This window comes from Sphingopyxis sp. USTB-05, from assembly GCF_023822045.1.
Classification (GTDB): Bacteria; Pseudomonadota; Alphaproteobacteria; order Sphingomonadales; family Sphingomonadaceae; genus Sphingopyxis.
Map to the genome: position 1 here is coordinate 1,401,221 of NZ_CP084712.1, position 26,226 is coordinate 1,427,446.

Here is a 26,226-nt window from a genome sequence, read left to right on the forward strand (position 1 = left end):
GTCAGTCGATGAGGCCGAGGTCCTTGGGCCCGAAAGCCGCGGGGAGCAGTTCGCTGAGCTTGTAGGTCCGCACCGCGCTGCCGTCGCCGGAGGCGCAATGGACGAGGATGTCGGTCCGCGACCGCTCGGCCGCTTCATTGAGGATCTGGCGGCAGCGTCCGCAGGGATTGACGGGCTCGGTGCCGAGCAAGGCATCGCCGTCGGGGCGTCCGCCGACGATCGCGACCTCGACAAGCTCTCCGATCCAGCCCTCGTTCGCAATCTTGGCCAGCGCTGCGGTCTCGGCGCAGAGGGTAAGGCCATAGCTTGCATTCTCGACATTGGCGCCGGTGACGACATCGCCGTTCTTAAGCAGCAACGCCGCGCCGACGTGAAAGCCCGAATAGGGTGCATAGGCGCGGCTCGCGGCATCGCGCGCGGCGTCGATCAGGGCATCTCGAGTGTCGGTCATCGCATATCTCCTTTCGGGCGCAGCGCGTTCCAGCCGACGGTGCCCTCGGCACCCGACAGGCGGACATAATCATTCGCCTGCCACATCGCCCAGGGATGTGCGCCATAATCGGGTTCGAAAAAGTCGCGGCGCAGCCAGGTGGTGCGCGCGATCCCCTGTGTCACCCTGTAATCGCTCTCGAACGCCGGCCCCGGTGCGATCACGCTCTGCTTACCCATATGCGCCTCGATCTGCGCGAGAAATGTCGCGAGTTCGGAAAGCAGAAGCGCGCGCGTCGGGCGGTCGGGGCAGCGATCGTCATAGTCGAGCCAGACGACGGCGGGCAGCGCGTCGGCGCGGCGCGGCACATGGCGGATGAAATTGGCGGCCTGATCGGTCGCAAGCTGGCAGAGGCTGTAGCGGTGGATGGCGCCCGCCTGTACGCCAGCTTCACGTGCGGCGGTCATATTGCGTGCGAATTTCGGGTCGACCGCCGAAGAGCCGTCGGTGCCCATGATATAAGCGAAATCGGCGCCCGCCGCTTTGATCGAACCCCAATGGACATCGCCATTGCGCGCGTCGATCGTAACACCCTGCGTCGGATAGAGGGCGCGGTCGGGGATCCAGCGCGCGGCCCACCATAATGCGAGGCCCGCCGCGAGCAGTAGCAATACGAGGGCGGCGCCGATCTTGCGCAGCGTACGCGCAATCGCGGCGCGCCAATCGCCGCCGGCTTTCCCCGGTCGTTTGCTTCTGATTGCCCCCGTCGCCATCATCAGCCCTTGATGTGCAGCACGCAGATCAGCGTGAACAGCCTTCGTGCAGTCGCGAAATCGACGGCGATCTTGCCGTCGAGCCGATCCATCAGCATTTCGGCCGCTTCGTTGTGCAATCCGCGACGCGCCATGTCGACGGTTTCGATTTGCTGCGCGGTCGAGGTCTTGATCGCCTGATAATAGCTGTCGCAGATCGCGAAATAATCCCGGATCGGACGACGGAAACGGCCGAGGCCCAGAATGATGGCTTCGAGCGGCGAGCCATCTTCGCGGCTGATTTCAAATATCAACCGGCCATCCTCGACGCGCAACATGAGGCGGTATGGGCCGGCATAGCCATCCTCATGCCCGCGCTGCGGTACGAATTTATTCTCCTCGATCAGGTCGAAGATCGCGACGCGACGTTCCTGCTCGACATCGGGATTGCGCCAGACGATCGAACCCTCGTCGAGTTCGATCGAAATGATCCGTTGTTTCGAAGGGTCTGCGTCGGCCATGCTGTTCGTGCTTCTACTTGGCCGGGGGCGAAGGGCAAGCCGACTTATTCACAGCATTCCACAGTTATGATATGCCGGACGACATAGCCGGTTGCACCGATGGGGTCGCGGCCGCATGAAGACAGCGATGCCCGAACTAGCCCTTATCCCGACCGCCGTCGCCAGTGGCGACGAGCGCCAAATGCCGCGCAATATCGAGGCCGAGGCCGCGTTTCTCGGCGCGATCCTGATCGACAACCGAGTCGTCGAAGATTTGCCCGTGGCGCTCAGCCCCGACCATTTCTTCGAACCGCTGCACGGCCGGATCTTCCAGCAGACAATGGCGCTGATCGAACGGAACAGCATCGCGACGCCGGTGACGCTCAAGCCCTATTTCGAGGCCGACGAGGCGATGAAGGCGGTCGGCGGCGTCGGCTATCTTGCGCAGCTCACCGGCAGCGGTGCAGGGCTGATCGGCGCGCGCGACTTCGCGCGACAGATTTTCGATCTCGCGCTGCTCCGCGAACTGGCGGGTGTCGGGCGGACGCTCGTCGACAATGCGCTCGACACGAGCGAACGCGTCGACCCGCAGGCACAGATCGAGGAGGCCGAAACCGCGCTCTATCGCGTCGCCGGCGGTGAGGCCGAGATGGGGTCGGTCAAGAATTTCAGCCAGGCGAGCCTTGTCGCGCTGCAGGCGGCCGAGCGCGCGCTCAACTCGGGCGGTCATCTGTCGGGTATCACGACCGGCATTGCGAGCATGAATGCCAAGATCGGCGGCATGCACAATTCGGACTTGATGATCCTTGCCGGACGTCCGGGCATGGGCAAGACTTCGCTGGCGACGAATATCGCATATAACGCAGCCGAGCGTTTCCGCCGCGACGAAGATGACGGCATCCCGCCCGAAAAAAACATGGGTGCGAAGGTCGCGTTCTTCAGCCTTGAAATGTCGGCCGACCAGCTCGCGACGCGTGTGCTCGCCGAACAATCGGGGGTGTCCGGCGAAGCGCTGCGCATGGGCAAGATCAGCAAGGAACAGTTCCAGCAATTGAGCCGCGCTGCGCAGCAGCTCCAGACCTTGCCTTTGTTCATCGACGATACGCCGGGCCTGACGATCGCGGGTCTGCGCACCCGCGCGCGGCGGTTGCAGCGGCGCCACGGCATCGGCTTCATCATCGTCGACTATCTCCAGCTCTTGCAGGGCTCGTCGAAAAGCGGCGACAATCGCGTGCAGGAAATTTCGGAAATTTCGCGCGGTTTGAAGACGCTGGCCAAGGAGCTTCATGTGCCGGTGATGGCGCTGTCGCAGCTTAGCCGTCAGGTCGAAAGCCGCGAGGACAAGCGTCCGCAGCTCTCCGACCTTCGCGAATCGGGCTCGATCGAGCAGGACGCCGACATGGTGCTATTCGTGTTTCGCGAAGATTATTATGTCGCGGCGAAAGAGCCCAAGCGGCCGGTCGAGGGCGACGATGTCAAGATCCACGCGCAACATGAGGAATGGGCGGCCGAAATGGAGCGCGTCTTTGGTTTGGCCGAAGTGATCGTCGCAAAATCACGCCACGGCTCGACCGGCAAGATCCGCATGCACTTCGAGGCGAAGACGACGAAGTTCAGCGACCTCGCCGACGACAGCATGGCGTTCGAGGATTATGAATAAGGCGCTTTAGAAAGCGGGGTCGTTCGCCGGATCGTCGTCGATCGGCGTGACCGCGGTGTGGATGCCGCATTCGGTCTTGTCCCAGCCGCGCCAGCGACCCGAGCGCGGGTCTTCGCCCGGCTTGACCTTCGATGTGCAGGGCGAGCATCCGATCGAGGGATAGCCCTCGGCCTCCAGCGGGTGGCGCGGCAGGTCGTGAGCCTCGAAATAGGCGTCCAGTTCCTCGCGCGTCCAATTGGCGAGCGGGTTGAATTTGAGGCGGCCGGTATTGCCGTCGAGTTCGAAGCGCGCGAGGCCCTGGCGTGTCGAAGACTGGAAACCCTTGCGGCCCGTGACCGAGGTGTCGAAATCGGTCAGCGCCTTTTCGAGCGGCTTGACCTTGCGGATTTCACAGCAGCCGTCGGGATCGTACGACCAGCGCAGCTCAGTCGCGTCCTTCGCGGCCAGTTCATCTGCATCGGGCGTCAGGTTGACGATATTGAGACCGAGCTTCGCCGCCAGTTCGTCGCGATAGGCGAGCGTTTCGGGAAAATGCTTGCCGGTATCGAGAAACAGCACAGGCATGTCGGGTGCGGCACGGCTCACGAGGTGCAGCAGAACCGCGCTTTCGGCGCCGAAGCTCGAGACGATTGCAGTTTCGCCGAGCAGCCCCGCACCGATCACGCTCGCGACCACCTCGGCGGCATCCTGGCCGCGGAAAAGGTTGTTGAGGCGGATGACGTCGGCCTGCGTAAAGCGCGGCGCCACGTCGATCCGGTCGCGGGTGCGATCACCAGCTTGAGAGGGAGAGGCTTTCACGTCAGCCATGCCTTAATTTCCATATCGGCACCGCGCCGTCGGCGGCGCCTTGATAATGTTCAGGCCAACGCGTCAGCGCCGCCTCTACATCGGCAGGATTGAGCTCCTTTTCGGGCGCGAACGTGTCGAAGCCGCAGCGCTTCATATAAGCGATCTGGTCTACCAGAACGTCGCCCTGCGCGCGCAGTTCGCCCGTGTAACCCGCCTCGCGCAGGATGCGCGCCGACGAATAACCACGGCCGTCGCGAAACTTTGGGAAGGCGACTTCGATCAGCGCGAGCCGGTCGAGATGCGGGATCAGCGCGCGCGCATCCTCATCGGGTTCGAGCCGCACCGCAGTCGCGTTCGATTGCTGGAGGAAGGCGTCGAGCGTAACGCAGGGTTCCTCGCCGTCGCTGTGCAGATGCTCAACCATAGATCGCCTCCTTGAAGGGGGCCATGCCGACGCGGCGGAAAGTATCGACGAAACGCTCGCCCTCGGTGCGCTCGGCGAGATATTTGTCGGTCACGCGCTCGATCGCGTCGACGATGCCATCCTCGTCGAAACCGGGGCCGGTGATCGTGCCCAGGCTGACGTCCTCCGCGCCCGACCCGCCGAGCAAAAGCTGGTAGTTTTCGGTACCTTTTCGGTCGACGCCGAGGATGCCGATATGTCCGGCATGGTGGTGCCCGCAGGCGTTGATGCAGCCCGAAACCTTGAGTTTCAGCTCGCCCAGTTCCTTCTGGCGGCCGAGGTCCGAGAAGCGCGTCGCGATCTTTTGGGCGACCGGGATCGAGCGCGCATTCGCGAGGCTGCAATAATCGAGCCCGGGGCAGGCGATGATGTCGCTGATAAGATCGAGGTTCGGCGTCGCGAGTTCCGCGGCGTCGAGCGCCTGCCAGATCGCATAGAGATCGGCCTTGCGGACGTGCGGAAGCACAATGTTCTGGGCGTGGGTGACGCGCAGTTCGCCATGGCTGTATGTCTCGGCAAGATCGGCCATCAGGTCGATCTGCGCCGAGCTGGCGTCGCCGGGGATCCCACCGACAGGCTTCAGGCTGATGTTGACGATCGCATGGCCCGGCACCTTGTGCGCGGCGACATTCTGGTCGACCCAGACCGCGAAGTCGGGGTCGCTGCGGTCGATGTCATCGGGCGCCGAGGCGTCGAGCGCGGGCGGAGCAAATTGCGCCGCGATGCGGTCGAACTCGGCCTTCGGCGGGTCGATGCCGAGCGATTTTACATGCGCATATTCTTCCTCGACCTGGCGGCGATATTCGTCGGCGCCGAGTTCGTGGATCAGGATCTTGATGCGCGCCTTGTAGATATTGTCGCGGCGGCCATGGCGATTATAGACCCGAAGGCATGCCTCGGCATAGCTCAGCATATCTTCGAGCGGTACGAAATCCTTGATCAGCGGCGCGATCATCGGGGTCCGGCCCATGCCGCCACCGACGTAGAAAGCGGCGCCGTGGACGCCATCGCGCTCGACGATCTGGATGCCGATATCGTGGAGGCGCATTGCGGCGCGATCCTCGTCGGCGGCGATCACCGCGATCTTGAACTTGCGCGGCAGATAGCTGAATTCCGGGTGGAAGCTCGACCATTGGCGGAGCAGTTCGGCCCATGGACGCGGATCGGTAATCTCGTCGGCGGCCGCCCCGGCCCACTGATCGGAGCTGATGTTGCGGATGCAATTGCCGCTCGTCTGGATCGCGTGCATCTCGACCGATGCCAGATCGGCGAGAATCGCGGGCGCGTCCTCCAGCTTGATCCAGTTATACTGAAGGTTCTGGCGGGTGGTGAAATGGCCGTAGTCGCGGTCATATTTGCGTGCGATATGCGCGAGCATCCTCATTTGACGGCTGTCGAGCGTGCCGTAAGGCACCGCCACACGCAGCATATATGCGTGAAGCTGGAGATAGAGGCCGTTCATCAGTCGCAGCGGCTTGAACTGGTCCTCTGTGATTTCCCCGGCGAGGCGGCGGCGCACCTGGTCGCTGAATTCGGCAACGCGGGCGTCGACCATCTGCTGGTCATATTCGTCATATTTATACATGTCAGATCACCCAGTCGCCGGCCGCGGGATCGGCGGGTTTCAGTGTCAGGTCGGGGCGCACGGTCGGACCCAAGGCGCGGATGCGGTCCTTGATGTGCGCGGGTCGCGGGCCTTCGGCGGTTGCTTCGCCTGCGATGATATAGGGGGCGTTGACGCGGCGCGCGCCTTCCTCGGCGGCGAGGATCGCTTCGCCATGCTCGCCGACGTCGGCTGCGTCTTCGATGTGCAGCGACCAGTCGGCGCCGGTCCACCAGGTGACAAATCCTGTTTTCAGGTCGTTGCCCGTGAGCAGTTTCATGTGAAGTCCCTTATGTTTTCGATGTTTTCAGCGACGCCTGGCGTGCCGAGGCAGTCGAGCGCATCGGCGCGCGCTGCAACCTTGCCGACGATGATCAGCGCCGGACTGGCGACCTTCTCGCGCGCAACGAGGTCGCCGAGATCGGTCAGAAGCGTACGCAGCACCCGCGCGTCGGCGGTGGTCCCGCGTTCGACGATGGCAACCGGCAGATCGGGCGACACGCCGTCGGCGATGAGCTTGTCGGCGATGGCGTTGGCCGTCGCGAGGCCCATATAGATAACCAGCGTCCGGCCATGGCCTGCGAGCCCCGACCAATCCTGATCGGTCAGATCCTTGCACTGCCCCGCGACGAAGCTGACCGCGCTTGCATCTTCGCGGTGGGTCAGGGGGAGGCCCGCCTGCGCGGCGCAGCCCGCCGCAGCGGTGATGCCGGGGACGACCTCGACCGCAGCGCCGGCTTCGCGTGCTGCGTCGAGTTCTTCGCCGCCGCGGCCGAAGATGAAGGGATCGCCACCCTTCAGGCGCACGACCTGCTTGCCGGCCAGCGTTTCGCGGACGATCAATTCGTTGATGAGTTTCTGCTTCATCGTGTGGCGACTGCGCTGCTTGGCGACGCTGATCCGTTCGACATTGGGCGGGATCAGCGCCAGCACGCCTTCGCCGACCAGCCCATCGTGCACGACGAGGTCGGCGCTTTCCAGCAATCGCGCGGCGCGCAGCGTCAACAGGTCGGGGTCGCCGGGGCCGGCGCCGACGAGCCAGAGCTTGCCCGCAGGAGGAAGAGTCTTTGCCATGCAGGATAGATGATCGCGGCGGTCGCGATTGGCAAAGCAGGCTTTATTGACGCTGGTGAAGGTAAAATTGGGTGGCCAACATCACTTCGTCATTGCGAGCGGAGCGAAACAATCCCGAGCAATCCGCGCACGCTCTGATTACCGCGTCGCCTTCGGCTCCTCGCAATGACGAGTGGGCTATAGATATTTCTTCGTCACCAGCTGCGACCCTTCGGGATCGCGCAGGCCGACACCAATCGACGCGCGGATCGAATCGCTTTCGGCCGATGCCACCGGATAGGCGCAATAGTCGGCTGCATAGAAGGCGCTGGGCCGATGATTGCCCGACAGTCCGATGCCGCCGAACGGAGCCGCCGACGAGGCGCCGTTGGTCGGTCGGTTCCAGTTGATGACGCCCGCACGCGCATTGGCCCAGAACTGGTCGTAAAGTTGCGGTGTGCCGCCGATCAGCGATGCCGACAGGCCAAAGGCAGTGTTGTTCGCCTCGGCGATTGCCGCCTCGAAGCTGTCGACGCGAACAACCTGCAAAAGCGGACCGAACAGCTCGATATCGGGACGTTCGCGCATGGCGGTGACGTCAATGATACCGGGCGTCAGGAAGGGGCGCCCGGCGATCGGCCGCGTCATATGGCGGATCACCTTGCCGCCGTTCGACATCAGGATCAGGAAGCTTTCGGTCAGACCGTCGGCCGCCTCATTGTCGATCACCGGCCCCATATAGGGTGATGGATCGGCGTGCGGATGGTCGACGATCAACCGGTTCGCGATCTGGCAAACCTCGTCGACCAGCGCATCGGCGAGACTGTCCCTGACGATCAGCCGGCGCGCATTGCTGCAGCGCTGCCCGGCGCTGAGAAACGCCGACTGGACGACGATGATCGCGGCGGTGCGGATGTCGGCGGTGTCCCACACGACGATCGGGTTATTACCCCCCATTTCGAGCGCGAGCATCTTGCCCGGCTTGCCCGCAAACTGACGATTGAGCGCAAGTCCGGTGCGCGCCGATCCGGTGAAGAGCAGCCCGTCGATGCCTTCATGGCCCGCGAGCGCCTTGCCCGTTTCGGGGCCGCCGATGACGAGGCGAAGCACCTCCGGCGGGACGCCGGCGCTGTGAAACAGTTCGACCAGCTTCGCGCCGACAGCGGGCGTCTTCTCCGACGGTTTGAACAGCACCGAATTTCCGGCGATCAGCGCGGGGACGATATGGCCGTTGGGCAGGTGTGCAGGGAAATTATAGGGGCCGAGCACTGCAAGCGCGCCGTGCGGCTTGTGCCGCACCGCGTTGCGGAGCCCCATCGCGCCCTCGATCCGCCGGTTGGAAGTGCGTTCGGCATAGGCTTTGACCGAAATATCGACCTTGTTCGCGACCGATTCGACTTCGGTTCGCGCTTCCCAAAGCGGCTTGCCGGTTTCGCGGGCGATCAGATCTGCAAATGCTTCACCCTCGGCCTTTACGCGGTCGACGAAGCGGCGGAGTGTTTCGGTACGGAAGGTGACGGGTTTCGCCGCCCATTCAGGCCAGGCGCGACGGGCAATTTCGACCTCGGTATCGATGTCGCTGACCGGCCCGCGCCAGAGCTCTTCGCCGGTTGCGGGTTCGAAGGAAATCAAGGGCTCGCTCATGGTCGTCCGCGTCTTATCGGTGAAAGCGGGCAGGGGCAACCTGCGCCGCGTCGGCGCCACGGATTGCTTGCGCCGCGCGGCGCGGTTGGCGATAGACGGGGGCGAGTCCCGCGTCGGGGCATTTGAGACGAAGCAAGGGGACGTGCCATATTGGCCCAGCAGGATGCAAAGCAGGATGGGCGCCGCGACTGGTCGGACCAATATTGGTGGTCGCACGACGGCGTCCGGCTGCACGCGCGCGTCTATGCAGGCCCCGACGGCAGCGAAACTGCTCCGCCGGTGCTGTGCATGCCCGGGCTGGCACGCAACGCGCGCGATTTCGAGGCGCTGGCCCCGCATGTCGCACAATATCGCAAGGTAATCGTCATCGAGTTTCGCGGGCGGGGCGAGAGCGCCTATGCCAAGGATCCGATGACCTATGTCCCGCTGACCTATGTGCAGGACGTGGTCGCGCTGCTCGACGAACTCAAGATCGTGCGTTTCGCGGCGATCGGCACGTCGCTCGGCGGACTGGTCGCGATGCTGATGGCCGCGACGCTGCCGGGGCGTCTTGTCGGCGTGGTACTGAACGACGTCGGTCCCGAACTCCAAGCGGCCGGGCTCGAGCGCATCCGCGATTATATCGGCGCCGGCGGCAGCCAGCCGACGTGGATGCATGCTGCCCGGGCGTTCGCCGAACTTAACGGTTCGGTCTACCCGGGCTATGGCATCCACGACTGGCTGCGGCTGACCAAGCGCACGCACAGACTTACGCCCGAGGGCAGGATCGTCACCGATTATGACAAGCAGATCGCGGCGCCGCTGCGCGTGCCGAACGGTGGCGATGCCGGGGTCGATCTGTGGCCCGCATATCGCGCGCTCGGCGACGTTCCGCTGCTGATCCTGCGCGGCGCGCTTTCGGACATATTGGCGCGCCCGGCGGGAGAGAAAATGGCAGCCGAATTGCCGCGCGCACGGCTGATCGAAGTGCCGGGCGTCGGTCATGCGCCGACCATGGACGAACCCGAGGCGCGTGCGGCGATCGACGCGTGGGCCGCGGAGCTTCCGCAGGCGTGAGCGCGGACGAGCCTGCGCCACCCTGGCCGATCCGCATTTTGCACCTCCATTCGAGTTTTTCGCTTGGCGGAAAGGAGGCGCGTGCCGTCCGGTTGATGAACCTGATGGGGGACCGCGCGCATCACACGATCCTCTCGGCAATGCCCGAAGCGCTCGGCGCGCGAGAGGCGATCGATCCTCGAATTGTGGTCGATTTTCCGAAGGATGCGCCGCCCCTTCACGGCAAGCCCTCGCTCGGCCGATACCGCGACCTCGCGCATTACATGCTGAATTTCGAGCTGGTGCTGAGCTATAATTGGGGGGCGATGGATGGGGTGATGGCGCATCGCCTCCATTGGAACCGACTGTGGGACCATATGCCGCCCAGCCTTATCCATCATGAGGACGGGTTCAACGAGGACGAAAGCGTCCGGCGCAACTGGAAACGCAACCTGTTCCGCCGCGCGGCGCTGAAACACACGCTCGGCGTCGCGGTGCCCTCGACAATTTTGCAGCGGATCGCCGCCGATGAATGGGGCGTCGGACCCCGCACCCACCTGATCCGCAACGGCATAGACGTCGCGGCTTACGCGACGGGGCCTTCGACGCGGATCCCCGGTTTCCAACGTCGCGACGGGGAGGTCGTGATCGGCACGGTGGCGGGGTTGCGCAAGGTCAAGGATTTGCCGAGGCTGGTGCGCGCCGTAGCGACCTTGCCGCCGCATGTCCGGCTGGTAATCGTCGGAGAAGGTCCGGAGCGCGCGGCAATCGAAGCCCAGGCAAGGGCGTCGGGCATGGCGGATCGGCTGGTCATGCCCGGCTTCATGGCGGAGCCTGCGCGCTGGATCGGGCATTTCGACTTGCTCGTGCTATCATCGCTGAGTGAACAGGCGCCGATCGCGGTGATCGAGGCGATGGCCGCGGGGCTGCCTGTCGTGAGTCCTGTGGTTGGTGATGTTGCGACGATGGTGTCGGATGCGAACCGGCCATATATCGCTGGCGACGAGGGCGCTTTTCGTGTGGCGCTCGCGGAAGTTGTAGAAAGTGCCGCGCATCGTGCCGATGTCGGCGCCGCGAACCGGCGGGTGGCGGCGGAACGGTTCGACGAATCTATTATGGTCGACGCTTATGAAAAGCTCTATGCTCGCGCGCTTGAAGGTTATGGGCCGTTCAGCGGCGGATGGGTCGGCTTCGATTGACAAAAGAGCCGAATTTCCGCTTACGCAAGCGGCAACGGGGGCCGGTTCGCAGGCGCGGATCGGCGGAGAGAGAGAAGGTCTAGAGTGTTCAAAGGTTTGAAGCCCATCCTTTATGGCGGGCGTGAAGTCTGGCCGCTGGTCGAAGGCGGCAAGGGCGTGTCGGCGACCAACCATATGTCCAGCGGCGCCTGGGCCGCGGCGGGCGGGATTGGCACCGTGTCGGCGGTGAACGCCGACAGCTATGACGCCGAAGGCAAGATCATTCCGCAAATCTATCGCGCGCTGACGCGCAAGGAGCGTCACGAGGAGCTGATCCAGTACGGGATCGAAGGTGCCGTCGCACAGGTCAAGCGCGCGTATGACGTGTCGGGTGGCAAGGGTGCGATCAACATCAACGTGCTCTGGGAAATGGGCGGCGCGCAGCAGATTCTCGAAGGGGTGCTGGAACGGACCAAAGGTCTTGTCGCAGGCGTCACCTGCGGCGCAGGCATGCCGTACAAGCTGAGCGAAATCGCCGCGCGGCACAATGTGCTGTATCTGCCGATCATCAGCTCGGCGCGCGCCTTTCGCGCGCTGTGGAAGCGCGCGTACAGCAAGGTTCCGCATTTGCTTGGCGCGGTGGTGTACGAAGATCCCTGGCTTGCTGGCGGGCATAACGGCCTGTCGAACGCCGAAGATCCGCTGGTGCCACAGGACCCCTATCCGCGCGTCGCCGCGGTGCGCGAAACGATGCGTGCCGAGGGGATTGCGGACGATGTGCCGATCGTGATGGCGGGCGGCGTCTGGTATTTGCGCGACTGGGAAAACTGGATCGACAATCCTGAACTCGGTCAAATCGCGTTCCAATACGGCACGCGGCCGCTGCTGACCGAGGAAAGCCCGATTCCGCAACAGTGGAAGGATCGCTTGCGCACGCTCGACGACGGTGACGTGCTGCTGCACCGCTTCTCGCCGACGGGTTTCTACTCGAGCGCGGTGCGCAACCCGTTCCTCCGCGATCTCGAAGCGCGGTCGGAGCGGCAGATTCCCTATTCGAAGCAGGAAGCGGGCGATCACATCGTCCAACTTGACGTCGGAGTGAAGGGCAAGAATTTCTGGGTCACCCCGCACGACCGCGCCCGCGCGCGCGACTGGTTCGCCGAGGGCTACACCGAAGCGCTTAAGACCCCCGACAACACGGTAGTCTTCGTGACCGAGGTGGACAAGGCGATGATCCGCAAGGATCAGACCGATTGCATGGGCTGCCTCTCGCATTGCGGTTTTTCGTCATGGAAGGACCATGACGATTACACCACCGGCTATCTCGCCGACCCCCGCAGCTTCTGCATTCAGAAGACGCTGCAGGACATCGCGCACGATGGCGATACCGAGCAGAATTTGATGTTTGCGGGCCATGCCGCATTCAATTTCAAGACCGATCCCTTTTATTCGAACAACTTCACGCCGACGGTGAAGCAACTCGTCGATCGGATTTTGACGGGCGATTGATGGATTTGGGAGGGGTGGGGCTCAGGCCCAACCCTCCAGCACCTGATCGGGCGGACGATGGCCGTCGCACCAGGCGCGGATGTTGGCGATAACCTTTTCGCCCGACGCCTCCCGACCCTCGATCGTCGCCGAACCGAGGTGCGGGAGCAGCACGACATTGTCGAGCGCGAGCAAGGCCGGGTCGACCGCGGGCTCATGCGTATAGACATCGAGCCCCGCGCCGGCGATGCGGCCGGTCTGGAGCGCCGCGACCAGCGCCTTTTCATCGACGATTTCGCCGCGCGCCGTGTTGATCAGATAAGCGGTCGGCTTCATTGCGCCGATCCGCGCCGCATTGACCATCTCGTGCGTCTCGCTGGTGTGCGGGCAGTGGATCGTGACCACGTCGCTGATCCTGAGCAGCGTGTCGACGCTCGCATGATAGCTTGCGCCGAGTTCTTCTTCGATCGCTTCGGGCAGGCGGCGACGGTTGTGATAATGGATCGACAGGCCGAACGCGCGGGCACGGCGTGCGACCGCCAGGCCGATACGGCCCATGCCAATGATGCCGAGCAATTTGCCGCCGACGCGGTGCCCGAGCATCGCGCTCGGCGCCCAGCCGGCCCATTGGCCCGAACGCATCAGTTTCTCACCTTCGGCGAGCCGGCGCGGGACGCTGAGGATCAGCGCCATCGTCATATCGGCGGTATCTTCGGTGAAGACGCCGGGCGTATTCGACACCATGATGCCCTTTGCCCGCGCGGCGGCGAGGTCGATATGATCGACTCCCGCGCCGAAATTGGCGATCAGCTTCAGCCGGTCGCCCGCGGAATTGATGATATCCGCGTCGATCTCGTCGGTCACCGTAGGTACGAAGACGTCGCAGTCGGCGACGGCCGCCTTCAACTGGTCGCGCGTGAAAGCCTCATCGCGCGCCGACAGCGACACGTCGAACAATTCGGCCATGCGGCCTTCGACGTGCGGCATCAGTTGGCGGGTGACGATGACGCGCGGGCGTTTGGGACGTGATGAATCGGGCATGGCGCCGATAGAGCGCGCCGCGCCATGGCGGTCAAGAGCGTCCGAGATGAAAAAGGCTGGGGACGAACGCAGCCTTTTGCACGGCGAACGGTTGAAATGCGGGTATGAGTTTGACAAGGCAGAGCGATGACCTGCCGCCATATCTTGATCGCCGCCGTGCTGATGGCCACCGTGGGACCGGCCACAGCCCAATCCGACGTCGAATTGCCCTATTGGGCGTCGATCAACGTCGACGAAGCGCGGATGCGCAAGGGACCATCACCCGATGTGCCGGTAATCTGGGAGTATCGCCGGAAAGATTTGCCCGTAAAGGTCGTCGCGCGATTCGAAACATGGCGCAAGATCGAGGATCCCGACGGGACGCAAGGCTGGATGGCAGCGCGGCTCCTAAGCCGGACACGCACCGCGATAGTGATCGGTGAAGTCCGTCCGATGCGCGAAGACGCGAGTGCGTCGGCGGCGGTCGCCTATCGCGCCGAGCCCGGCGTGGTCGGTCGGATTACCGACTGCAAGAACGGCTGGTGCCTGTTCGACGTGAAGGGCCGCAAGGGCTGGATCCAGACCGACCATATCTGGGGCGACTGATCGCTCCCGGATATTCGGCGAATACCGCTTCCTGACGATTGTTTAGCTCTTCTTTGGTGTAACCGTTACAGCGGTTCCGTCGGGTGCCGTAGCGGTGAAGCTGCCGTCGGCAGCAACGGGCGAGAGCGCCCAGCATGCCTCAGCCTCATCGCCGTCGGGATCAAAACAATCCTTGCCGTCCTTGTGCGCGAACTTGCCCTTTTTGACGGTTTTTCCGGCCGCGTCGGTGTCGACATAGGTTCCGTCGGCGTTGATGACCGTCGAAGCCGTCGTGCCGTCGGCCATTTTGACGTCATAGCTGCCCGGAGCGGTTCCCGGATTGGCTGCGGGTGCAGGCGCTGCGGTTTCAGTCGGGGTCGCTGCGGGTTCTTTCGACTTCTCGGTTTTTTGCGAACAGGCCGACAGCGTCGCGAGCGTGGCTAGCAGAACCAGTTTTTTCATGTCGATTTCTCCCCACAAGAACGGCCGCAGGCTATGCCCTTCGCGGCCAAGTCGCAACGACAATCGCCGACCGCAAAAAGGGCCGATGGTTGCCCATCGACCCTCTTTGAAACGAAAGGATATTATCGTTTAGCGGCGCCAGTTGAAGTGGTTCCGGTAAACCTTGACCACCCGGCCATTCCGCTCGTTGACGAGCAGCAGGTCGTTGTAGTGGCGCACGTAAGTCAGGTTGCGACCGGCGCGCGGCACACCCCAGCGGCTGTCCCAGGTCGGGCGATAGCTGGGCGCGTAATAGTTCGAACGCAGGGTCGAACCGACACGGAACGACTGATATTTGAACGGCGCGCGATAATTCTGGTAGCGCGTGTCGCGGCGCCAGTCGCGCTGGCTTTCGCGCAGGTCCTTCCGCGCGTCGCGGACGTCATGGCGGGCATCGCGGACGTCGCGGTGGTCGCCGTAACGCTGAGCGTTACGCAGGTCGCGCTGTTCTTCGCGCAATTCCTTGCGATCATTACGGATTTCGCGATTCTGCGCCTGCGCGACAGCCGGAACCATCATCGCGGCGATCAGGCCGGCGGTGAGAAATTTCATCTTCTTCATTGTGCCATTCCTTTGCATCGTCAGGGGGGAGGGGATTTCGCCCGATGACAGGAATGGTTTAGGCGAGTCGGTTTGAACCGAACCGGAATGCCGCGTTTATTTTCAGGTCATTAGTGTCGCAAATTGTCGCCGGAATGCGATCGGGCGTCGTACTTGCGGGTTTGATGCCGGGAACGCTTCAATTTCGTCATTGCGAGCGGAGCGAAGCAATCCAGGGCGGTGGTCACCGCACTGGATTGCCGCGTCGCTGCGCTCCTCGCAATGACGAGGAGTGATAGGTTCAGACGAGTTCGATCGCCACCGCGGTCGCTTCGCCGCCGCCGATGCAGAGGCTCGCGATGCCGCGCGTCTTCCCGTGACGCTGGAGCGCCGCGATCAGCGTCGTGATGATGCGCGTGCCGCTGGCACCGATCGGATGACCGAGCGCGGTTGCGCCGCCATGGACGTTGATCTTTTCGTGCGGGATGCCGAGGTCGTGCATCGCGAACATCGCGACGCAAGCGAAGGCTTCATTGACTTCGAACAGGTCGACATCGCCGATCGTCCAGCCGGCCTTTGCCAGCACCTTGTTGATCGCGCCGACGGGCGCGACGGTGAAATCCTTGGGCTCCTGTGCATGCGCGGCGTGCGCAACGAGCTTTGCGACCGGCTTCGCTCCCTTGGCTTCGGCAACCGACTGACGCGTCAGCACGACGGCTGCGGCGCCGTCCGAAATCGATGAGCTGGTCGCTGCGGTGATCGTGCCATCCTTGGCAAAGGCGGGCTTCAGCGTCGGAATCTTGTCTGGCATGCCCTTGCCGGGCGCTTCGTCGGTGTCGACGATCACGTCGCCCTTGCGACCCGAGATGGTGACGGGTGCGATTTCATTGGCGAAAGCACCGTCGGCGATCGCGGCCTTGGCGCGGCTCAGCGATTCGATCGAATAGTCGTCCTGCGCCTGCCGCGAGAGCTGGTATGCGTCGGCGGTGTCCTGCGCAAAGGTGCCCATCGCGCGGCCCGCTTCATAAGCGTCTTCCAGTCCGTCGAGGAACATATGGTCATAGGCGGTGTCGTGGCCGATGCGCGCGCCGCCGCGATGCTTCTTGAGCAGATAGGGGGCGTTGGTCATCGATTCCATGCCGCCCGCGACGACGAGGTCGATGCTGCCAGCGGCGAGCGCCTCGGCGCCCATGATCACGGTCTGCATGCCCGAACCGCACACCTTGTTCACGGTCGTTGCCTGAACCGACTTGGGCAGGCCGGCCTTGATCGCGGCCTGACGTGCCGGTGCCTGGCCAAGCCCCGCGGGAAGCACGCAGCCCATATAGATGCGCTCGATATCGTCGCCCGACACGCCCGCGCGCTCAACCGCCGCCTTGACCGCGGTCGCGCCGAGATCGGTCGCGCTAGCGTCCGAAAGGCTGCCCTGCATGCTGCCCATCGGGGTGCGCGCGTAGGAAAGGAAAACGACGGGATCAGTTGCGGTCATATCGAGAGACTCCGTAGGGGAAAGATACGTCGGCGGGTCGCTTAGCGCCTTTGCTGCACTTGCGAAAGAGGTACGGCCTAGATGGGCGGCCGGTTTCATCTTGCAACCCGCCGCGCGGCATGATCAAACGACGGCCGAACAGATATAGGGGAGACGGGTCATGGCCACCGCAATCAAGCAGGACATCGCCGGCGAAACGGCACGGATGCAAGAGGTGCTCGCAGCGCAAAAGGCGAGCTTTACCGCCGCCATGCCCGAAAGCCTGAGCGTTCGCACCGACCGCATCGATCGGGCGATCGCGCTGCTCGTCGACAATGCGGAAGAATTTGCGAAGGCGGTTAGCGAAGATTTCGGCCACCGCAGCCGCGAACAGACGCTGATGACCGACATCATGCCCTCGGTCAGCGCGCTCAAACACGCGAAAAAGCATATGGCGAGCTGGTCCAGGGGCGAGAAGCGCAAACCGACCTTTCCGCTCGGGCTTCTGGGCGCCAAGGCCGAAGTCGTCTATCAGCCGAAGGGTGTCGTCGGCATCGTCGCGCCGTGGAATTTCCCGGTCGGCATGGTATTCGTGCCGATGGCGGGCGTGCTGGCGGCGGGCAACCGCGCGATGATCAAGCCGTCGGAATTCACCGAAAATGTCTCGGCGCTGATGGCGCGGTTGGTGCCCGACTATTTCGACGAAAGCGAGATGGCGGTGTTCACCGGCGATTCCGACGTGGGGGTTGCCTTCTCGAAGCTTGCCTTCGACCATATGATCTTCACGGGCGCGACGAGCGTCGGGCGTCACATCATGCGCGCCGCGGCAGACAATCTGGTCCCGGTGACGCTGGAACTCGGCGGCAAATCGCCGACCTTTATCGGGCGCAGCGCGAACAAGGATCTCGTCGGCCAGCGCGTCGCGCTCGGCAAGATGATGAACGCCGGGCAGATTTGCCTTGCTCCCGACTATCTGCTCGTCGCCGAGGATCAGGAAGGCGAGGTGATCGACAGCGTCACGAAGGGCGCGACCGCGCTCTATCCGACCTTGCTCGCCAACGACGACTACACGTCCGTTGTTAACACGCGCAATTATGATCGTTTGCAGAGCTACCTCGCCGATGCGCGCGAGAAGGGCGCCGAGGTGATCGAGGTCAATCCCGGCGGCGAGGATTTTGCCAGCTCGAACGGGCACAAGATGCCGCTCCATATCGTGCGCAACCCGACCGACGACATGAAAGTGATGCAGGAGGAAATTTTCGGCCCGATCCTGCCGGTCAAGACCTACAAGACGATCGACGACGCGATCGACTATGTGAACGCGAACGATCGCCCGCTCGGCCTTTATTATTTCGGACAGGACAAGAGCGAGGAGGATCGTGTGCTGACGCGCACCATTTCGGGGGGTGTCACGGTCAACGACGTTCTCTTCCACAATGCGATGGAGGATTTGCCCTTTGGCGGCGTTGGGCCGTCGGGGATGGGCAATTATCATGGGGTCGACGGTTTCCGCACCTTCAGCCATGCGCGCGCCGTCTATCGCCAGCCCAAGCTCGACGTTGCGGGTCTTGCGGGGTTCAAGCCGCCCTATGGTAAGGCGACGGCAAAGACACTTGCTAAAGAGCTCAAGAAATAGCTTGGCAAGATGCGGCGCTTCGCCCTAGGGGATGCGCCGCGCTTTTGCGCGCCCGTGTTTTCTGGGCCCCTGTGGTGAAATTGGTAGACGCGCTCGACTCAAAATCGAGTTCCGCAAGGAGTGCTGGTTCGAGTCCGGCCAGGGGCACCAACTGATAACCGGCAAATCTTCAGGCGCGCGCGGCCAGCCATCTGCCCGCGGCTAGCGCCAGAAATCCGACAACGAGACCCCAGAAAGCCGAACCCAGCCCAAACAGGGTCAGCCCAGATCCGGTCGCCAGAAATGTCAGGATGGCCGGATCGCGGTCCGCCTTTGCAACGAACATCGCCTCCATCGCGCCGAGTAGCGCCGGGATTAGCGCCACGCCGGCCAGCGCCGCGATGACCGTGGGCGGCAGGGCCAGAAAGACACGGACGAGCAGCGGCGAGAAGATCGCCAGCAGCAGATAGAAGCCAGCATAGAGCATGCCGACGATCCACCTTTTCGCACGATCGGGATGCGCTTCCTCGGCCGTGCAGATCGCCGCCGTGATCGCCGCGAGATTCAGGCCGTGGGCCCCAAAAGGCGCCGCGGCGAGCCATGCGACACCGCTGCCGATGATCAATGGGCGCGGCGGCGGTGCGTAGCCGGCGCTGCGCAGCACGACGAGGCCGGGCAGGTTCTGCGACACCAGCGTAACGAGGAACAGCGGCACGCCGACGCTGAGAATCGCGCGGACGTCGAAAGCTGGTGCGACGGGCACGAGCGTACCGAACGTCGCGCCAGGCGCCAGCGGGCCGATGTCGCCGCGCAGCAGTGTAAGCGCCATGCCCGCCGCAAGCGCAAGGAGCAGGGCGTAGAGCGGAAAGCGCGCCCGCGCCGCGACAAAGATCGCGACGAGCAGCGCAACGAGCAGCGGGTCGGCGGCGCCAAGGGCGAAAAGCTTGAGGCAAAAGGGCAGGAGGACGCCGGCGAGCATCGCCGAGGCGATCGAGGGCGGGATGCGCTCGGCAAGCCTCCCGAGCGCCGGTACTATGCCGAGCAGGATCATCATCAACGCGGCTGACAGGAAGATGCCGATCGCGACCGGCCACGACAGGCCCGATGCCGTGGCGGCGAGCAGCGCCGCGCCCGGAGTCGACCAGGCGAGCACGACGGGCATACGCAGCCGCCAGGAAAGCGCCGCGCCGGCGAGCGCGATGCCAAGGCATAGCGCCGTCACCGCCGATCCCGTCTGGCCGGCCGAAGCCCCGAGGTTGCGCATGGCCTGGACGACGAGCGCGATTGTCCCGCCGAAGCCCACGAGTGCGGCGATGAGCGCCGACGACCAGGCCGGGACGGGGGGAATGCTACGCAGCATTATTTCTCATTCTATGATTATTCGCGCGCTTCAGGTCGAAGCGGGGGCGGAATTGTCGCGGTCGGGGGCAAGCTGGCGACTATAGAGCCAGCCGATCCCGATCAGGCTGAAACCGAGCGCGACGAACGAACCGATCCGCGCAAGCCCCTCGAGCCCCGATGCGTCGAAGAGGAAGACCTTGCCCGCGGCACCGATCATCAGCACCAGCGAAGCGATGCGCCAGTCGTGGCGCCTGGTCCGGATACCCCACAGAAGGAAACCGAGTGCAAGCGCAAGGATGAGGATCGAGCGCAGGATATTCTCGGCCTCGGTGACGCCCGGCTGGGCGAGGAGCGACCCGTGGAAAAGCTGGCGAAGCGTTGCCCAGGCGAAGCCCGCGATGAGGAGCATCGACCCGATCTGGACCGCGCGCTCGATCGGAGCGGACGTCTTGCCGAACAGCATGGGAAGGCGTGTCAGCCCCAGCCATGGCAACAGGTACAGCGGGACGAGCAGATTGATAAGCGGCCAACTGCCCACTGCCTGCGCCGACCACAAGGGATTGTGGAGTATCAGGCCATAGAACAGGGCATGCGCCGTACCGGCAACGATCAGCGGACGCGCCGCGGCGATCATTCCACGGGTCATGGCGGACCATCCCGCGCCGATCAATAGCGTCTCCCAGATCAGCCGCTGAAGAATGCCCGTCGCGGCGAAGTCCGTGCCCGCCGTTGCGGCGAAACCGAGACGATAGAGCGAATGGATAGCGATGCCGGCGATCAGCGCGGCGAGGGTGATCGCAGCGATCCATAGCCAGCGGGGCAGCGTGTCGCGGATCAGCCACGTCGGCACGCCGAAAAGTACCGCGGGAAGCAGCAGGCGTAGCAGCAGCGGTTCGGCCATGATCGGCGCTGCATCGAACTGCATCGGAATGGCGACAAGCGACAGCAGGGCTTTCGTCGACCATATGAAAAGTGGAAGCGCGGCCCACGCGAGGCTGGCCGCCGCAAGGGTTGCTGCGGCTGCGTCTATTCGGCCGAATGGAACGCGCCTTGTGGCAAGAAGCGTCGCCGCTCCGCCTAGTGCCGGGACAAGCATCAACGCGCCGGCCGATATAATCTGCGCAAAGGCCCCATATGCGAGCACGGCTGCGGCGACCTGGCCGAGCCGGCGCATGACGGCGCCTTCGCCGCGAACCGCGAAAAGCAGCGCGGCGGCCGCGAGACCTGCCCAGCGCAGGATCGCCAATCCATCGGGGCTGTCCGCGCCCTCGACCAGCCGCGGCAGTTCGGCAAGGGCTCGTGGCGGTGCGACCAGCGCGACGAGCGCGGCGCCGACGAATCCCGCCGCGACGCGTTCGATACGCCGATCATGTGCGGCTTTCCCAAAGAAGAAGAGTAGCGTTGCGACCGCCGCGATAACGAGCGGTGCCAGCCAGGCGGGCAGGACAAGCAATAGAGCGAGCGCGAACAACCCGCCCGCTGTCGCGGCCAGCCATGCGACGCGACTGTCATCTGTGCGTCCCTCTACGCTCCAGCCGCGCGCGATAACGGCTGCGGCCAACAGCGCGCCGCCCAGCGCCACCAGTGCGAGCGATCCGTCGGCGATGCCCCAAAAATGCCATTTGGTGAGCGGGACGCCCGCGATCGCGATGACGCAGAACTCGAGCGTCGGGCGCAGCTTTTTGGGGATCGCCCACATCCGAACGAGGAGCGGAGCGGCATGGATAACGAGGAGCGACAGCCCGATCAGCGCGAACCAGAAGGGCGTGGGATCGGGCCAGGCGACCAGCAGCGCGAGCGACAACAATAGGCTGATCGTGGGGACGATCGCGAAATTGCGCTCGCGCCACGCCAGCCATTGGCCGGCGCCCGCGATCAGCGCGAACAGGCCCCAATGGAGCGGCGTAAAGCCGCCATAGCCGACAAGCAAAGCCAACTGAAGCGCACCAACCACGGCAGAGGCGGTGCGCAGCGCGGTCGAGCGCGGCCCCTCGAACGCCATCATCGGCAGCGCGATGGCGAGAAGAAGTACGAAGCCGCCGATCGAGAGCGACGCGACCACGTCGAGTGCAGCGCTCGCGACGACCATCCAAATTCCCCAGCCGATCCCGCCGATCAGCGCCGCTAGCGCCAGCCACGGCCATCGCCTGGCGCGCGCGACGCCGGCGAGCCCGGCGATGGTCAGCGCCAGATAGACGGCGAGCAGCGGTACATTGGGCTCGACGGCGCCGACCATGGCGGGCGCAGCTAGCCCGCCTGCGAGCCCGAGCAACGCGCTCGGTGGGCCAAAACGGAGCGAGAGGCCGAGCGCCGCGGCCGTGACGAGCGCGAGAGCGACGAAGGCGAACAGCGGTCCGATCAACTGATAGACGTTGGCGGCGACCATGATGGCCGCATAGAGCGTCGCTATGCCCGCGCCCGAGAGCGCCTGCGGCACGCGCACATCGCGCAATTTTTCCTCGTTGCGCCAAGCATATTCGGCGCCGCCGATCAGCCCAAGGCCGAAGATCAGTCCGGCAATGATCTGCACCCCGGGGGTGAAGATGCGCGCAAAGAAGCCGGCATCGATCGCATAGCGAACGATCAGTACGCCGGCGATGGCAAGCGTCAGCCCACCGGCCCAGATCGGCAGCGTCTTGCCGAACAGGTTTTCGAAGCGTGAGGCGAGACTGAGTTGGGGTTCCGATGCGGCGGGCTTCGCCGCCGGTTTTGGAACCGGCGCGGCGGCGTGAAGGGGAGCAGGTGCGGGTTCGCGCGCCTCGGCTGGCTCGGGCGCCTCGGCGGGTTGGAGCGCGGATATTGCGGATGGGGGAGCCGCGGGAGCCGCGACGGCTTTAGTTCTGGCCGGTGCAACAGGGGGAGCGTCGGGGACGTCCGGTGCGACCTCCCCGGGGCGCTCGATTTCGTCCAGCGATCTGCCAGCCCCGCGTTGTAGCGCGCCGATCCGCTTTGCCGCTTCGAGCAGGGTCGCCTCGGCCCGTTTCAACCGGCCGCGCGTGTCCATCAGCATGATGAACAGGATGACGATGGCAAGAAACGCGAAGAAGTCGAACACGTTGATCCCTTCAGCCTGCCTCCCTAGCAGGCTGCGGGAACAATTTCGAACTGTTTGGCAAGCGGGTCAAATTCCGGCTCTTCACCGTTCGTGGCGGCGGCGGACACACGCCCGTCGCCGCCGTGACCGTCAGCTCCGGATGAACGCGAGCAAGTCGGGGTTGATGACGTCGGCATGGGTGGTCAGCATGCCGTGCGGAAAGCCGGGATAGATTTTCAGTGTCGCATTCTGCAGCAGTTCGGCCTGTAGCAGGGCGGCGTTCTTGTACGGTACGACCTGATCGTCGTCGCCCTGCAGCACCAGCGTCGGAACGGTGATAGCCTTCAGATCGCCGGTCTGGTCGGTTTCGGAAAAGGCCTTGATGCCTTCATGGTGGGCGAGTGCGCTGCCCATCATGCCTTGGCGCCACCAGTTGCGGACGATGGCTTCCGATACCTTCGCACCTGGGCGGTTGAAGCCATAGAAGGGGCCCGAGGCCACATCGAGGAAAAAGCCCGCGCGATCGGCGGCGAGCGCCCTGCGGAAATCGTCGAACACCTCGATCGGCGTGCCGCCGGGGTTGCTTTCGGTCCGGACCATGAGCGGCGGGACCGCGCTGACCAGCACCGCCTTCGCGACGCGGCCCTGCGGCTGGCCATATTTGGCGACATAGCGTGCGACCTGTCCGCCGCCGGTTGAATGGCCGATATGCACTGCGTTCTGGAGGTCGAGATGTTCGACGACCGCCGAGGCGTCGGCGGCATAATGGTCCATGTCATGGCCTATGTCGGTCTGCGACGAACGGCCATGCCCCCGGCGGTCGTGCGCGACGACGCGATAACCGTTGGCGAGAAAGAAGAGCATTTGCGTGTCCCAATCGTCGGAGGACAGCGGCCAGCCGTGATGGAACATGATCGGTTGGGCATCCTTGGGACCCCAGTCCTTATAGAAGATTTCGTTGCCGTCCGAGGTGGTGACAAAAGCCATGAGCATTCTCCGTTGCAGAGGAACCGGGCTGGATACCCGTCCGACGACTGGAGCATCGCCGTTACCGTCCAGCGGCGCCATTATACGCAGGTTTCGGATCGCACCCATCGGATTAAACTTGCGTATGATGGCGCTGCGCCGCGCGATCGGAGATCACCGGAGGACAGTCTCGCTGCCAACCGGAAAGAATGCCCGATGACCTTTGTGCAGCCCGCAGCCATTGCCGCAGACGGCACCCCGCAAGTGCGCCGCATCTTCAGGGCGTGAGTCCGCATATGCCATCGCTGTTGCGCTCTCCTTCCGCCTCGTCCAGCCTGCCGTCGCCCGGGCATTTCGCATTAGGGCGTTTTCGGGATGTAATGATGCGCGAGGATGCCGAGGGTCAGCAGCTGTCGAAGCGCCTGCACGGCGTCGCGGCGCTGCTGTTCGCGCTCGCGATCTTCGCGCTCGATGTCCTGACGCCGCTGCAAGGCGCTGTCGCGGTGCTCTATACCGTCGTCGTACTCATCATGGCGCGCGCGCATCATCGTGGTTCGATGATGCTTGCCGGTATCGTTTCGGCGCTCCTTGCGATTGGCGGCTATTATCTCAGCCATTGGGGCGACCCGCCCGGCTCGGCGACGATGCGCCTCGGAGTCAGCCTTGTGGCGATCGGCATCACGACCTTGCTGTGTGTCCGTCATCAGGTCGCGATCGAGGAACGCCGCCGGTCCGACGAGCGCTACCGCACCATTTTCAACGCGGCGGGACTGCCGATCTGGGAGGGCGACTGGTCGGAAGCCCATGCCGCAGTCCGCAGCGGCGCTACGCTCGATCCAGATGCGGTCGACCGGATCGCGCGGGCGGCGACCATCCTCGACGCCAATGATGCCGCCGCACGGTTGTTTGGCCTGTCCGATCGAAGCGCGCTGATCGGCGGCACGATCGTCGACCACCACACCCCGGCGGCGCAGGCGACGTTGGGGGTGATCGTTGCCGCGCTGGGGAGGGGCGACACGCTGATCGAGCAGGAAACGCAATTTCTTTCGGCGTCCGGCGACGTTGTCGATGTGGTGCTTCACGTCACCTTGCCGCCGGGTGACGGTGGCTGGAAACGCGTGCTGGTGATGGCGCTCGATGTGACCGAACGGAACCGGGCGCAGGCGCGGCTCGCCCAGTCGCAGGCCGAACTGACGCATGTGTCGCGGGTGACGACATTGGGGCAACTTGCGGCGTCGATCGCGCATGAAGTCAATCAGCCGCTGTCGGCGGTCGTGACCTATGCGAAGTCCGGCAAGCGCTGGCTTGCGCGCGAGGCTCCCGATGCGCCCGAAGTGTCCGAATGCCTCGATCAGATCGCGGCCAACGGCACGCGCGCCGCCGACGTGATCGCGCGGATCCGCGATATGGCGCGCAAGGCCGATCCCGAACGGGGAGTGATCGAACTGGTGCCGTTGATCGATGAGACCGTCGCTTTGTTGCGGCGCGACCTGCAGACGCACGGCGTTGCAATCCGGGTCTCGATCCCGGAAGGATTGCCACCCGTCGCGGGCGATCGCGTCCAAATTCAACAGGTGCTGATGAACCTGATGCTCAATGCCGAACAGGCGATGGCGGACACGCCGCTCGACCAGCGCGAACTGTGCGTCGATGCGATGCGGGGCGACCATGAGGTAATGATTGCCGTGCGCGATTGCGGCACCGGTATCCTGGTCGACCCCGAAAGCCTGTTCGCACCCTTCTTTACGACCAAATCGACCGGTCTCGGCATGGGGCTTTCGATTTGCCGGTCGATTATCGAGCAGCATGGCGGATCGCTGTCGGCCGCCAACAATGACGATCGCGGCGCGACCTTTCGGTTCAGCCTGCCGATCGCGGGTGCGAAGGAGATGGGGGCATGACGGGTGCTGCACTGGTTCATGTGATCGACGACGATGCCGGGATGCGCGGTGCACTGGGCAGCTTGCTGCGTTCCGCGGGTTTCGAGGTCGCGCTTCACGCCTCGACCGATGCGTTTCGGGCGGCGGCCGTCGTTGATGCGCCGTCCTGCCTGATACTCGACATCCGTCTGCGAGGTGAAAACGGCCTCGACTTTCAGGATTGGCTTGCGGCTGAACGGCGCGAGATTCCGGTGATCCTCGTCACCGGTCACGGCGACATTCCGATGACCGTGCGCGGCATGAAGGCGGGCGCGATCGATTTTCTGCCCAAGCCCTTCAGCGATGAGCAACTGCTTCGCGCGGTCGCGAACGGGATAGAAAAAAGTAGGGAGCGGCGCGAAGCGGGTGCCGAGACCGCCAGGTTGAGGCAGGGCTATGGCAAGCTGACCCCGCGCGAGGCCGAAGTGATGAGCCTTGTCGTCACCGGCCTGATGAACAAGCAGGTCGCCGCGCGGCTTAGCCTGTCGGAAATCACTGTGAAGATCCACCGCGGTAACGTGATGAAGAAGATGGAAGCCCAGTCGCTCGCCGACCTTGTCCGAATGGCCGAACAGCTCGGCATTCGCGACGAGAGCATCCACCGCTTTAACATCTGAGTATGATAGCGGAACCGGACGCGAT

24 protein-coding genes and 1 tRNA gene are annotated in these 26,226 nt (G+C 64.1%); 9 read left to right on the forward strand and 16 right to left on the reverse strand.

The features are described 5' to 3' along the window. Position 1: 1 nt before the first annotated feature. The 3 genes from KEC45_RS06245 to KEC45_RS06255 are packed head-to-tail and all read right to left on the reverse strand — an operon-like array spanning position 2 to position 1,703. The gene (locus KEC45_RS06245; RefSeq protein WP_062181732.1) at positions 2-451 is read right to left on the reverse strand and encodes a cytidine deaminase; all 450 of its coding nucleotides are present in this window, start codon (positions 449-451) and stop codon (positions 2-4) included. Beyond that, the gene (locus tag KEC45_RS06250) at positions 448-1,203 is read right to left on the reverse strand and encodes a GH25 family lysozyme (RefSeq protein ID WP_152682381.1); all 756 of its coding nucleotides are present in this window, start codon (positions 1,201-1,203) and stop codon (positions 448-450) included. The genes KEC45_RS06245 and KEC45_RS06250 overlap by 4 nt, the downstream gene beginning before the upstream one ends. Positions 1,204-1,205: 2 nt before the next feature. Then, a complete protein-coding gene (locus KEC45_RS06255; RefSeq protein ID WP_062181727.1) occupies positions 1,206-1,703 on the reverse strand; it encodes a UPF0262 family protein in 498 nt (165 codons plus the stop codon). A 127-nt stretch (positions 1,704-1,830) separates the two neighbouring features. Between KEC45_RS06255 and KEC45_RS06260 the strand changes: the two genes are divergently transcribed. After that, entirely contained in the window at positions 1,831-3,342 is a 1,512-nt protein-coding gene (locus KEC45_RS06260) for a replicative DNA helicase (RefSeq protein ID WP_062184027.1), read from the forward strand. Between the two features lie 6 nt (positions 3,343-3,348). On the opposite strand, the gene KEC45_RS06265 is transcribed toward KEC45_RS06260, so the two are convergent. From KEC45_RS06265 to astD, 6 genes are all read right to left on the reverse strand, one after another. After that, entirely contained in the window at positions 3,349-4,149 is an 801-nt protein-coding gene (locus KEC45_RS06265; RefSeq protein WP_062181726.1) for a phosphoadenylyl-sulfate reductase, read from the reverse strand. Continuing rightward, complete coding sequence (locus KEC45_RS06270) at positions 4,142-4,555, reverse strand: DUF934 domain-containing protein (RefSeq protein ID WP_062181723.1); 414 nt, start codon at positions 4,553-4,555, stop codon at positions 4,142-4,144. Before KEC45_RS06270 ends, KEC45_RS06265 begins: the two co-directional genes overlap by 8 nt. Continuing rightward, positions 4,548-6,179 carry a nitrite/sulfite reductase gene (locus KEC45_RS06275; RefSeq protein ID WP_252171665.1) on the reverse strand — a complete coding sequence of 544 codons (1,632 nt, stop codon included), beginning with the start codon at positions 6,177-6,179 and terminating at the stop codon, positions 4,548-4,550. The genes KEC45_RS06270 and KEC45_RS06275 overlap by 8 nt, the downstream gene beginning before the upstream one ends. 1 nt (position 6,180) lies before the next feature. After that, the gene (locus tag KEC45_RS06280) at positions 6,181-6,477 is read right to left on the reverse strand and encodes a DUF2849 domain-containing protein (RefSeq protein WP_062181716.1); all 297 of its coding nucleotides are present in this window, start codon (positions 6,475-6,477) and stop codon (positions 6,181-6,183) included. Then, complete coding sequence (gene cobA / locus KEC45_RS06285; RefSeq protein WP_062181713.1) at positions 6,474-7,271, reverse strand: uroporphyrinogen-III C-methyltransferase; 798 nt, start codon at positions 7,269-7,271, stop codon at positions 6,474-6,476. Before cobA ends, KEC45_RS06280 begins: the two co-directional genes overlap by 4 nt. Positions 7,272-7,448: 177 nt before the next feature. After that, positions 7,449-8,894 carry a succinylglutamate-semialdehyde dehydrogenase gene (gene astD, locus KEC45_RS06290; protein ID WP_062181710.1) on the reverse strand — a complete coding sequence of 482 codons (1,446 nt, stop codon included), beginning with the start codon at positions 8,892-8,894 and terminating at the stop codon, positions 7,449-7,451. Between the two features lie 150 nt (positions 8,895-9,044). Between astD and KEC45_RS06295 the strand changes: the two genes are divergently transcribed. From KEC45_RS06295 to KEC45_RS06305, 3 genes are all read left to right on the forward strand, one after another. Next, the gene (locus KEC45_RS06295) at positions 9,045-9,950 is read left to right on the forward strand and encodes an alpha/beta fold hydrolase (RefSeq protein WP_062181707.1); all 906 of its coding nucleotides are present in this window, start codon (positions 9,045-9,047) and stop codon (positions 9,948-9,950) included. Then, the gene (locus KEC45_RS06300) at positions 9,947-11,128 is read left to right on the forward strand and encodes a glycosyltransferase (protein ID WP_062181705.1); all 1,182 of its coding nucleotides are present in this window, start codon (positions 9,947-9,949) and stop codon (positions 11,126-11,128) included. Before KEC45_RS06295 ends, KEC45_RS06300 begins: the two co-directional genes overlap by 4 nt. 84 nt (positions 11,129-11,212) lie before the next feature. Then, positions 11,213-12,616 (forward strand): nitronate monooxygenase family protein, encoded by a 1,404-nt coding sequence (locus KEC45_RS06305; protein WP_062181702.1) that lies wholly within the window; start codon positions 11,213-11,215, stop codon positions 12,614-12,616. A 21-nt stretch (positions 12,617-12,637) separates the two neighbouring features. On the opposite strand, the gene KEC45_RS06310 is transcribed toward KEC45_RS06305, so the two are convergent. Next, positions 12,638-13,636 carry a D-glycerate dehydrogenase gene (locus KEC45_RS06310; protein ID WP_062181700.1) on the reverse strand — a complete coding sequence of 333 codons (999 nt, stop codon included), beginning with the start codon at positions 13,634-13,636 and terminating at the stop codon, positions 12,638-12,640. A gap of 126 nt (positions 13,637-13,762) precedes the next feature. Between KEC45_RS06310 and KEC45_RS06315 the strand changes: the two genes are divergently transcribed. Next, entirely contained in the window at positions 13,763-14,221 is a 459-nt protein-coding gene (locus KEC45_RS06315) for an SH3 domain-containing protein (protein WP_062181696.1), read from the forward strand. A 42-nt stretch (positions 14,222-14,263) separates the two neighbouring features. Here KEC45_RS06315 and KEC45_RS06320 read toward each other — a convergent pair whose 3' ends face one another. The 3 genes from KEC45_RS06320 to KEC45_RS06330 form a co-directional block, all read right to left on the reverse strand. Next, positions 14,264-14,662: a hypothetical protein gene (locus KEC45_RS06320; protein WP_062181692.1), complete on the reverse strand. Its 399-nt coding sequence runs from the start codon at positions 14,660-14,662 to the stop codon at positions 14,264-14,266. Between the two features lie 129 nt (positions 14,663-14,791). Further along, complete coding sequence (locus KEC45_RS06325; RefSeq protein WP_083435811.1) at positions 14,792-15,262, reverse strand: hypothetical protein; 471 nt, start codon at positions 15,260-15,262, stop codon at positions 14,792-14,794. Between the two features lie 280 nt (positions 15,263-15,542). Beyond that, positions 15,543-16,730, reverse strand: a complete 1,188-nt coding sequence (locus KEC45_RS06330) for an acetyl-CoA C-acyltransferase (RefSeq protein ID WP_062181690.1) — start codon at positions 16,728-16,730, stop codon at positions 15,543-15,545. Positions 16,731-16,890: 160 nt separating this feature from the next. Between KEC45_RS06330 and KEC45_RS06335 the strand changes: the two genes are divergently transcribed. Next, on the forward strand, positions 16,891-18,345 hold the full coding sequence (locus tag KEC45_RS06335; RefSeq protein ID WP_252171666.1) for a coniferyl aldehyde dehydrogenase: 1,455 nt from the start codon (positions 16,891-16,893) through the stop codon (positions 18,343-18,345). A 65-nt stretch (positions 18,346-18,410) separates the two neighbouring features. Further along, positions 18,411-18,495: transfer RNA gene (locus KEC45_RS06340), tRNA-Leu, on the forward strand. Between the two features lie 19 nt (positions 18,496-18,514). Here the strand turns inward: KEC45_RS06340 and KEC45_RS06345 are convergent. The 3 genes from KEC45_RS06345 to KEC45_RS06355 all read right to left on the reverse strand — a co-directional run bounded on the left by KEC45_RS06345 (position 18,515) and on the right by KEC45_RS06355 (position 23,686). Further along, positions 18,515-19,684, reverse strand: coding sequence for a benzoate/H(+) symporter BenE family transporter (locus KEC45_RS06345; RefSeq protein ID WP_062181686.1), 1,170 nt, complete (start codon positions 19,682-19,684; stop codon positions 18,515-18,517). Positions 19,685-19,714: 30 nt separating this feature from the next. Beyond that, entirely contained in the window at positions 19,715-22,720 is a 3,006-nt protein-coding gene (locus KEC45_RS06350; RefSeq protein WP_252171667.1) for a DUF2339 domain-containing protein, read from the reverse strand. 129 nt (positions 22,721-22,849) lie between these two features. Continuing rightward, positions 22,850-23,686, reverse strand: a complete 837-nt coding sequence (locus KEC45_RS06355) for an alpha/beta fold hydrolase (RefSeq protein ID WP_062181682.1) — start codon at positions 23,684-23,686, stop codon at positions 22,850-22,852. 362 nt (positions 23,687-24,048) lie between these two features. Here KEC45_RS06355 and KEC45_RS06360 point away from each other — a divergent pair, with 362 nt between their 5' ends. Together KEC45_RS06360 and KEC45_RS06365 are read left to right on the forward strand one after the other, a co-directional pair. Next, complete coding sequence (locus KEC45_RS06360; protein WP_193749159.1) at positions 24,049-25,566, forward strand: sensor histidine kinase; 1,518 nt, start codon at positions 24,049-24,051, stop codon at positions 25,564-25,566. After that, positions 25,563-26,201 (forward strand): response regulator transcription factor, encoded by a 639-nt coding sequence (locus KEC45_RS06365; RefSeq protein WP_252171668.1) that lies wholly within the window; start codon positions 25,563-25,565, stop codon positions 26,199-26,201. Before KEC45_RS06360 ends, KEC45_RS06365 begins: the two co-directional genes overlap by 4 nt. The last annotated feature ends 25 nt before the right edge of the window (positions 26,202-26,226 follow it).

Coding starts and splice junctions, on each gene's coding strand:
- KEC45_RS06245 (WP_062181732.1), bottom strand. CDS start 451: ATGACCGACACTCGAGATGCCCTGATCGACGCCGCGCGCGATGCCGCG.
- KEC45_RS06250 (WP_152682381.1), bottom strand. CDS start 1,203: ATGGCGACGGGGGCAATCAGAAGCAAACGACCGGGGAAAGCCGGCGGC.
- KEC45_RS06255 (WP_062181727.1), bottom strand. CDS start 1,703: ATGGCCGACGCAGACCCTTCGAAACAACGGATCATTTCGATCGAACTC.
- KEC45_RS06260 (WP_062184027.1), top strand. CDS start 1,831: ATGCCCGAACTAGCCCTTATCCCGACCGCCGTCGCCAGTGGCGACGAG.
- KEC45_RS06265 (WP_062181726.1), bottom strand. CDS start 4,149: ATGGCTGACGTGAAAGCCTCTCCCTCTCAAGCTGGTGATCGCACCCGC.
- KEC45_RS06270 (WP_062181723.1), bottom strand. CDS start 4,555: ATGGTTGAGCATCTGCACAGCGACGGCGAGGAACCCTGCGTTACGCTC.
- KEC45_RS06275 (WP_252171665.1), bottom strand. CDS start 6,179: ATGTATAAATATGACGAATATGACCAGCAGATGGTCGACGCCCGCGTT.
- KEC45_RS06280 (WP_062181716.1), bottom strand. CDS start 6,477: ATGAAACTGCTCACGGGCAACGACCTGAAAACAGGATTTGTCACCTGG.
- cobA (WP_062181713.1), bottom strand. CDS start 7,271: ATGGCAAAGACTCTTCCTCCTGCGGGCAAGCTCTGGCTCGTCGGCGCC.
- astD (WP_062181710.1), bottom strand. CDS start 8,894: ATGAGCGAGCCCTTGATTTCCTTCGAACCCGCAACCGGCGAAGAGCTC.
- KEC45_RS06310 (WP_062181700.1), bottom strand. CDS start 13,636: ATGCCCGATTCATCACGTCCCAAACGCCCGCGCGTCATCGTCACCCGC.
- KEC45_RS06315 (WP_062181696.1), top strand. CDS start 13,763: ATGACCTGCCGCCATATCTTGATCGCCGCCGTGCTGATGGCCACCGTG.
- KEC45_RS06320 (WP_062181692.1), bottom strand. CDS start 14,662: ATGAAAAAACTGGTTCTGCTAGCCACGCTCGCGACGCTGTCGGCCTGT.
- KEC45_RS06325 (WP_083435811.1), bottom strand. CDS start 15,262: ATGAAGAAGATGAAATTTCTCACCGCCGGCCTGATCGCCGCGATGATG.
- KEC45_RS06330 (WP_062181690.1), bottom strand. CDS start 16,730: ATGACCGCAACTGATCCCGTCGTTTTCCTTTCCTACGCGCGCACCCCG.
- KEC45_RS06335 (WP_252171666.1), top strand. CDS start 16,891: ATGGCCACCGCAATCAAGCAGGACATCGCCGGCGAAACGGCACGGATG.
- KEC45_RS06345 (WP_062181686.1), bottom strand. CDS start 19,684: ATGCTGCGTAGCATTCCCCCCGTCCCGGCCTGGTCGTCGGCGCTCATC.
- KEC45_RS06355 (WP_062181682.1), bottom strand. CDS start 23,686: ATGGCTTTTGTCACCACCTCGGACGGCAACGAAATCTTCTATAAGGAC.
- KEC45_RS06360 (WP_193749159.1), top strand. CDS start 24,049: ATGCGCGAGGATGCCGAGGGTCAGCAGCTGTCGAAGCGCCTGCACGGC.
- KEC45_RS06365 (WP_252171668.1), top strand. CDS start 25,563: ATGACGGGTGCTGCACTGGTTCATGTGATCGACGACGATGCCGGGATG.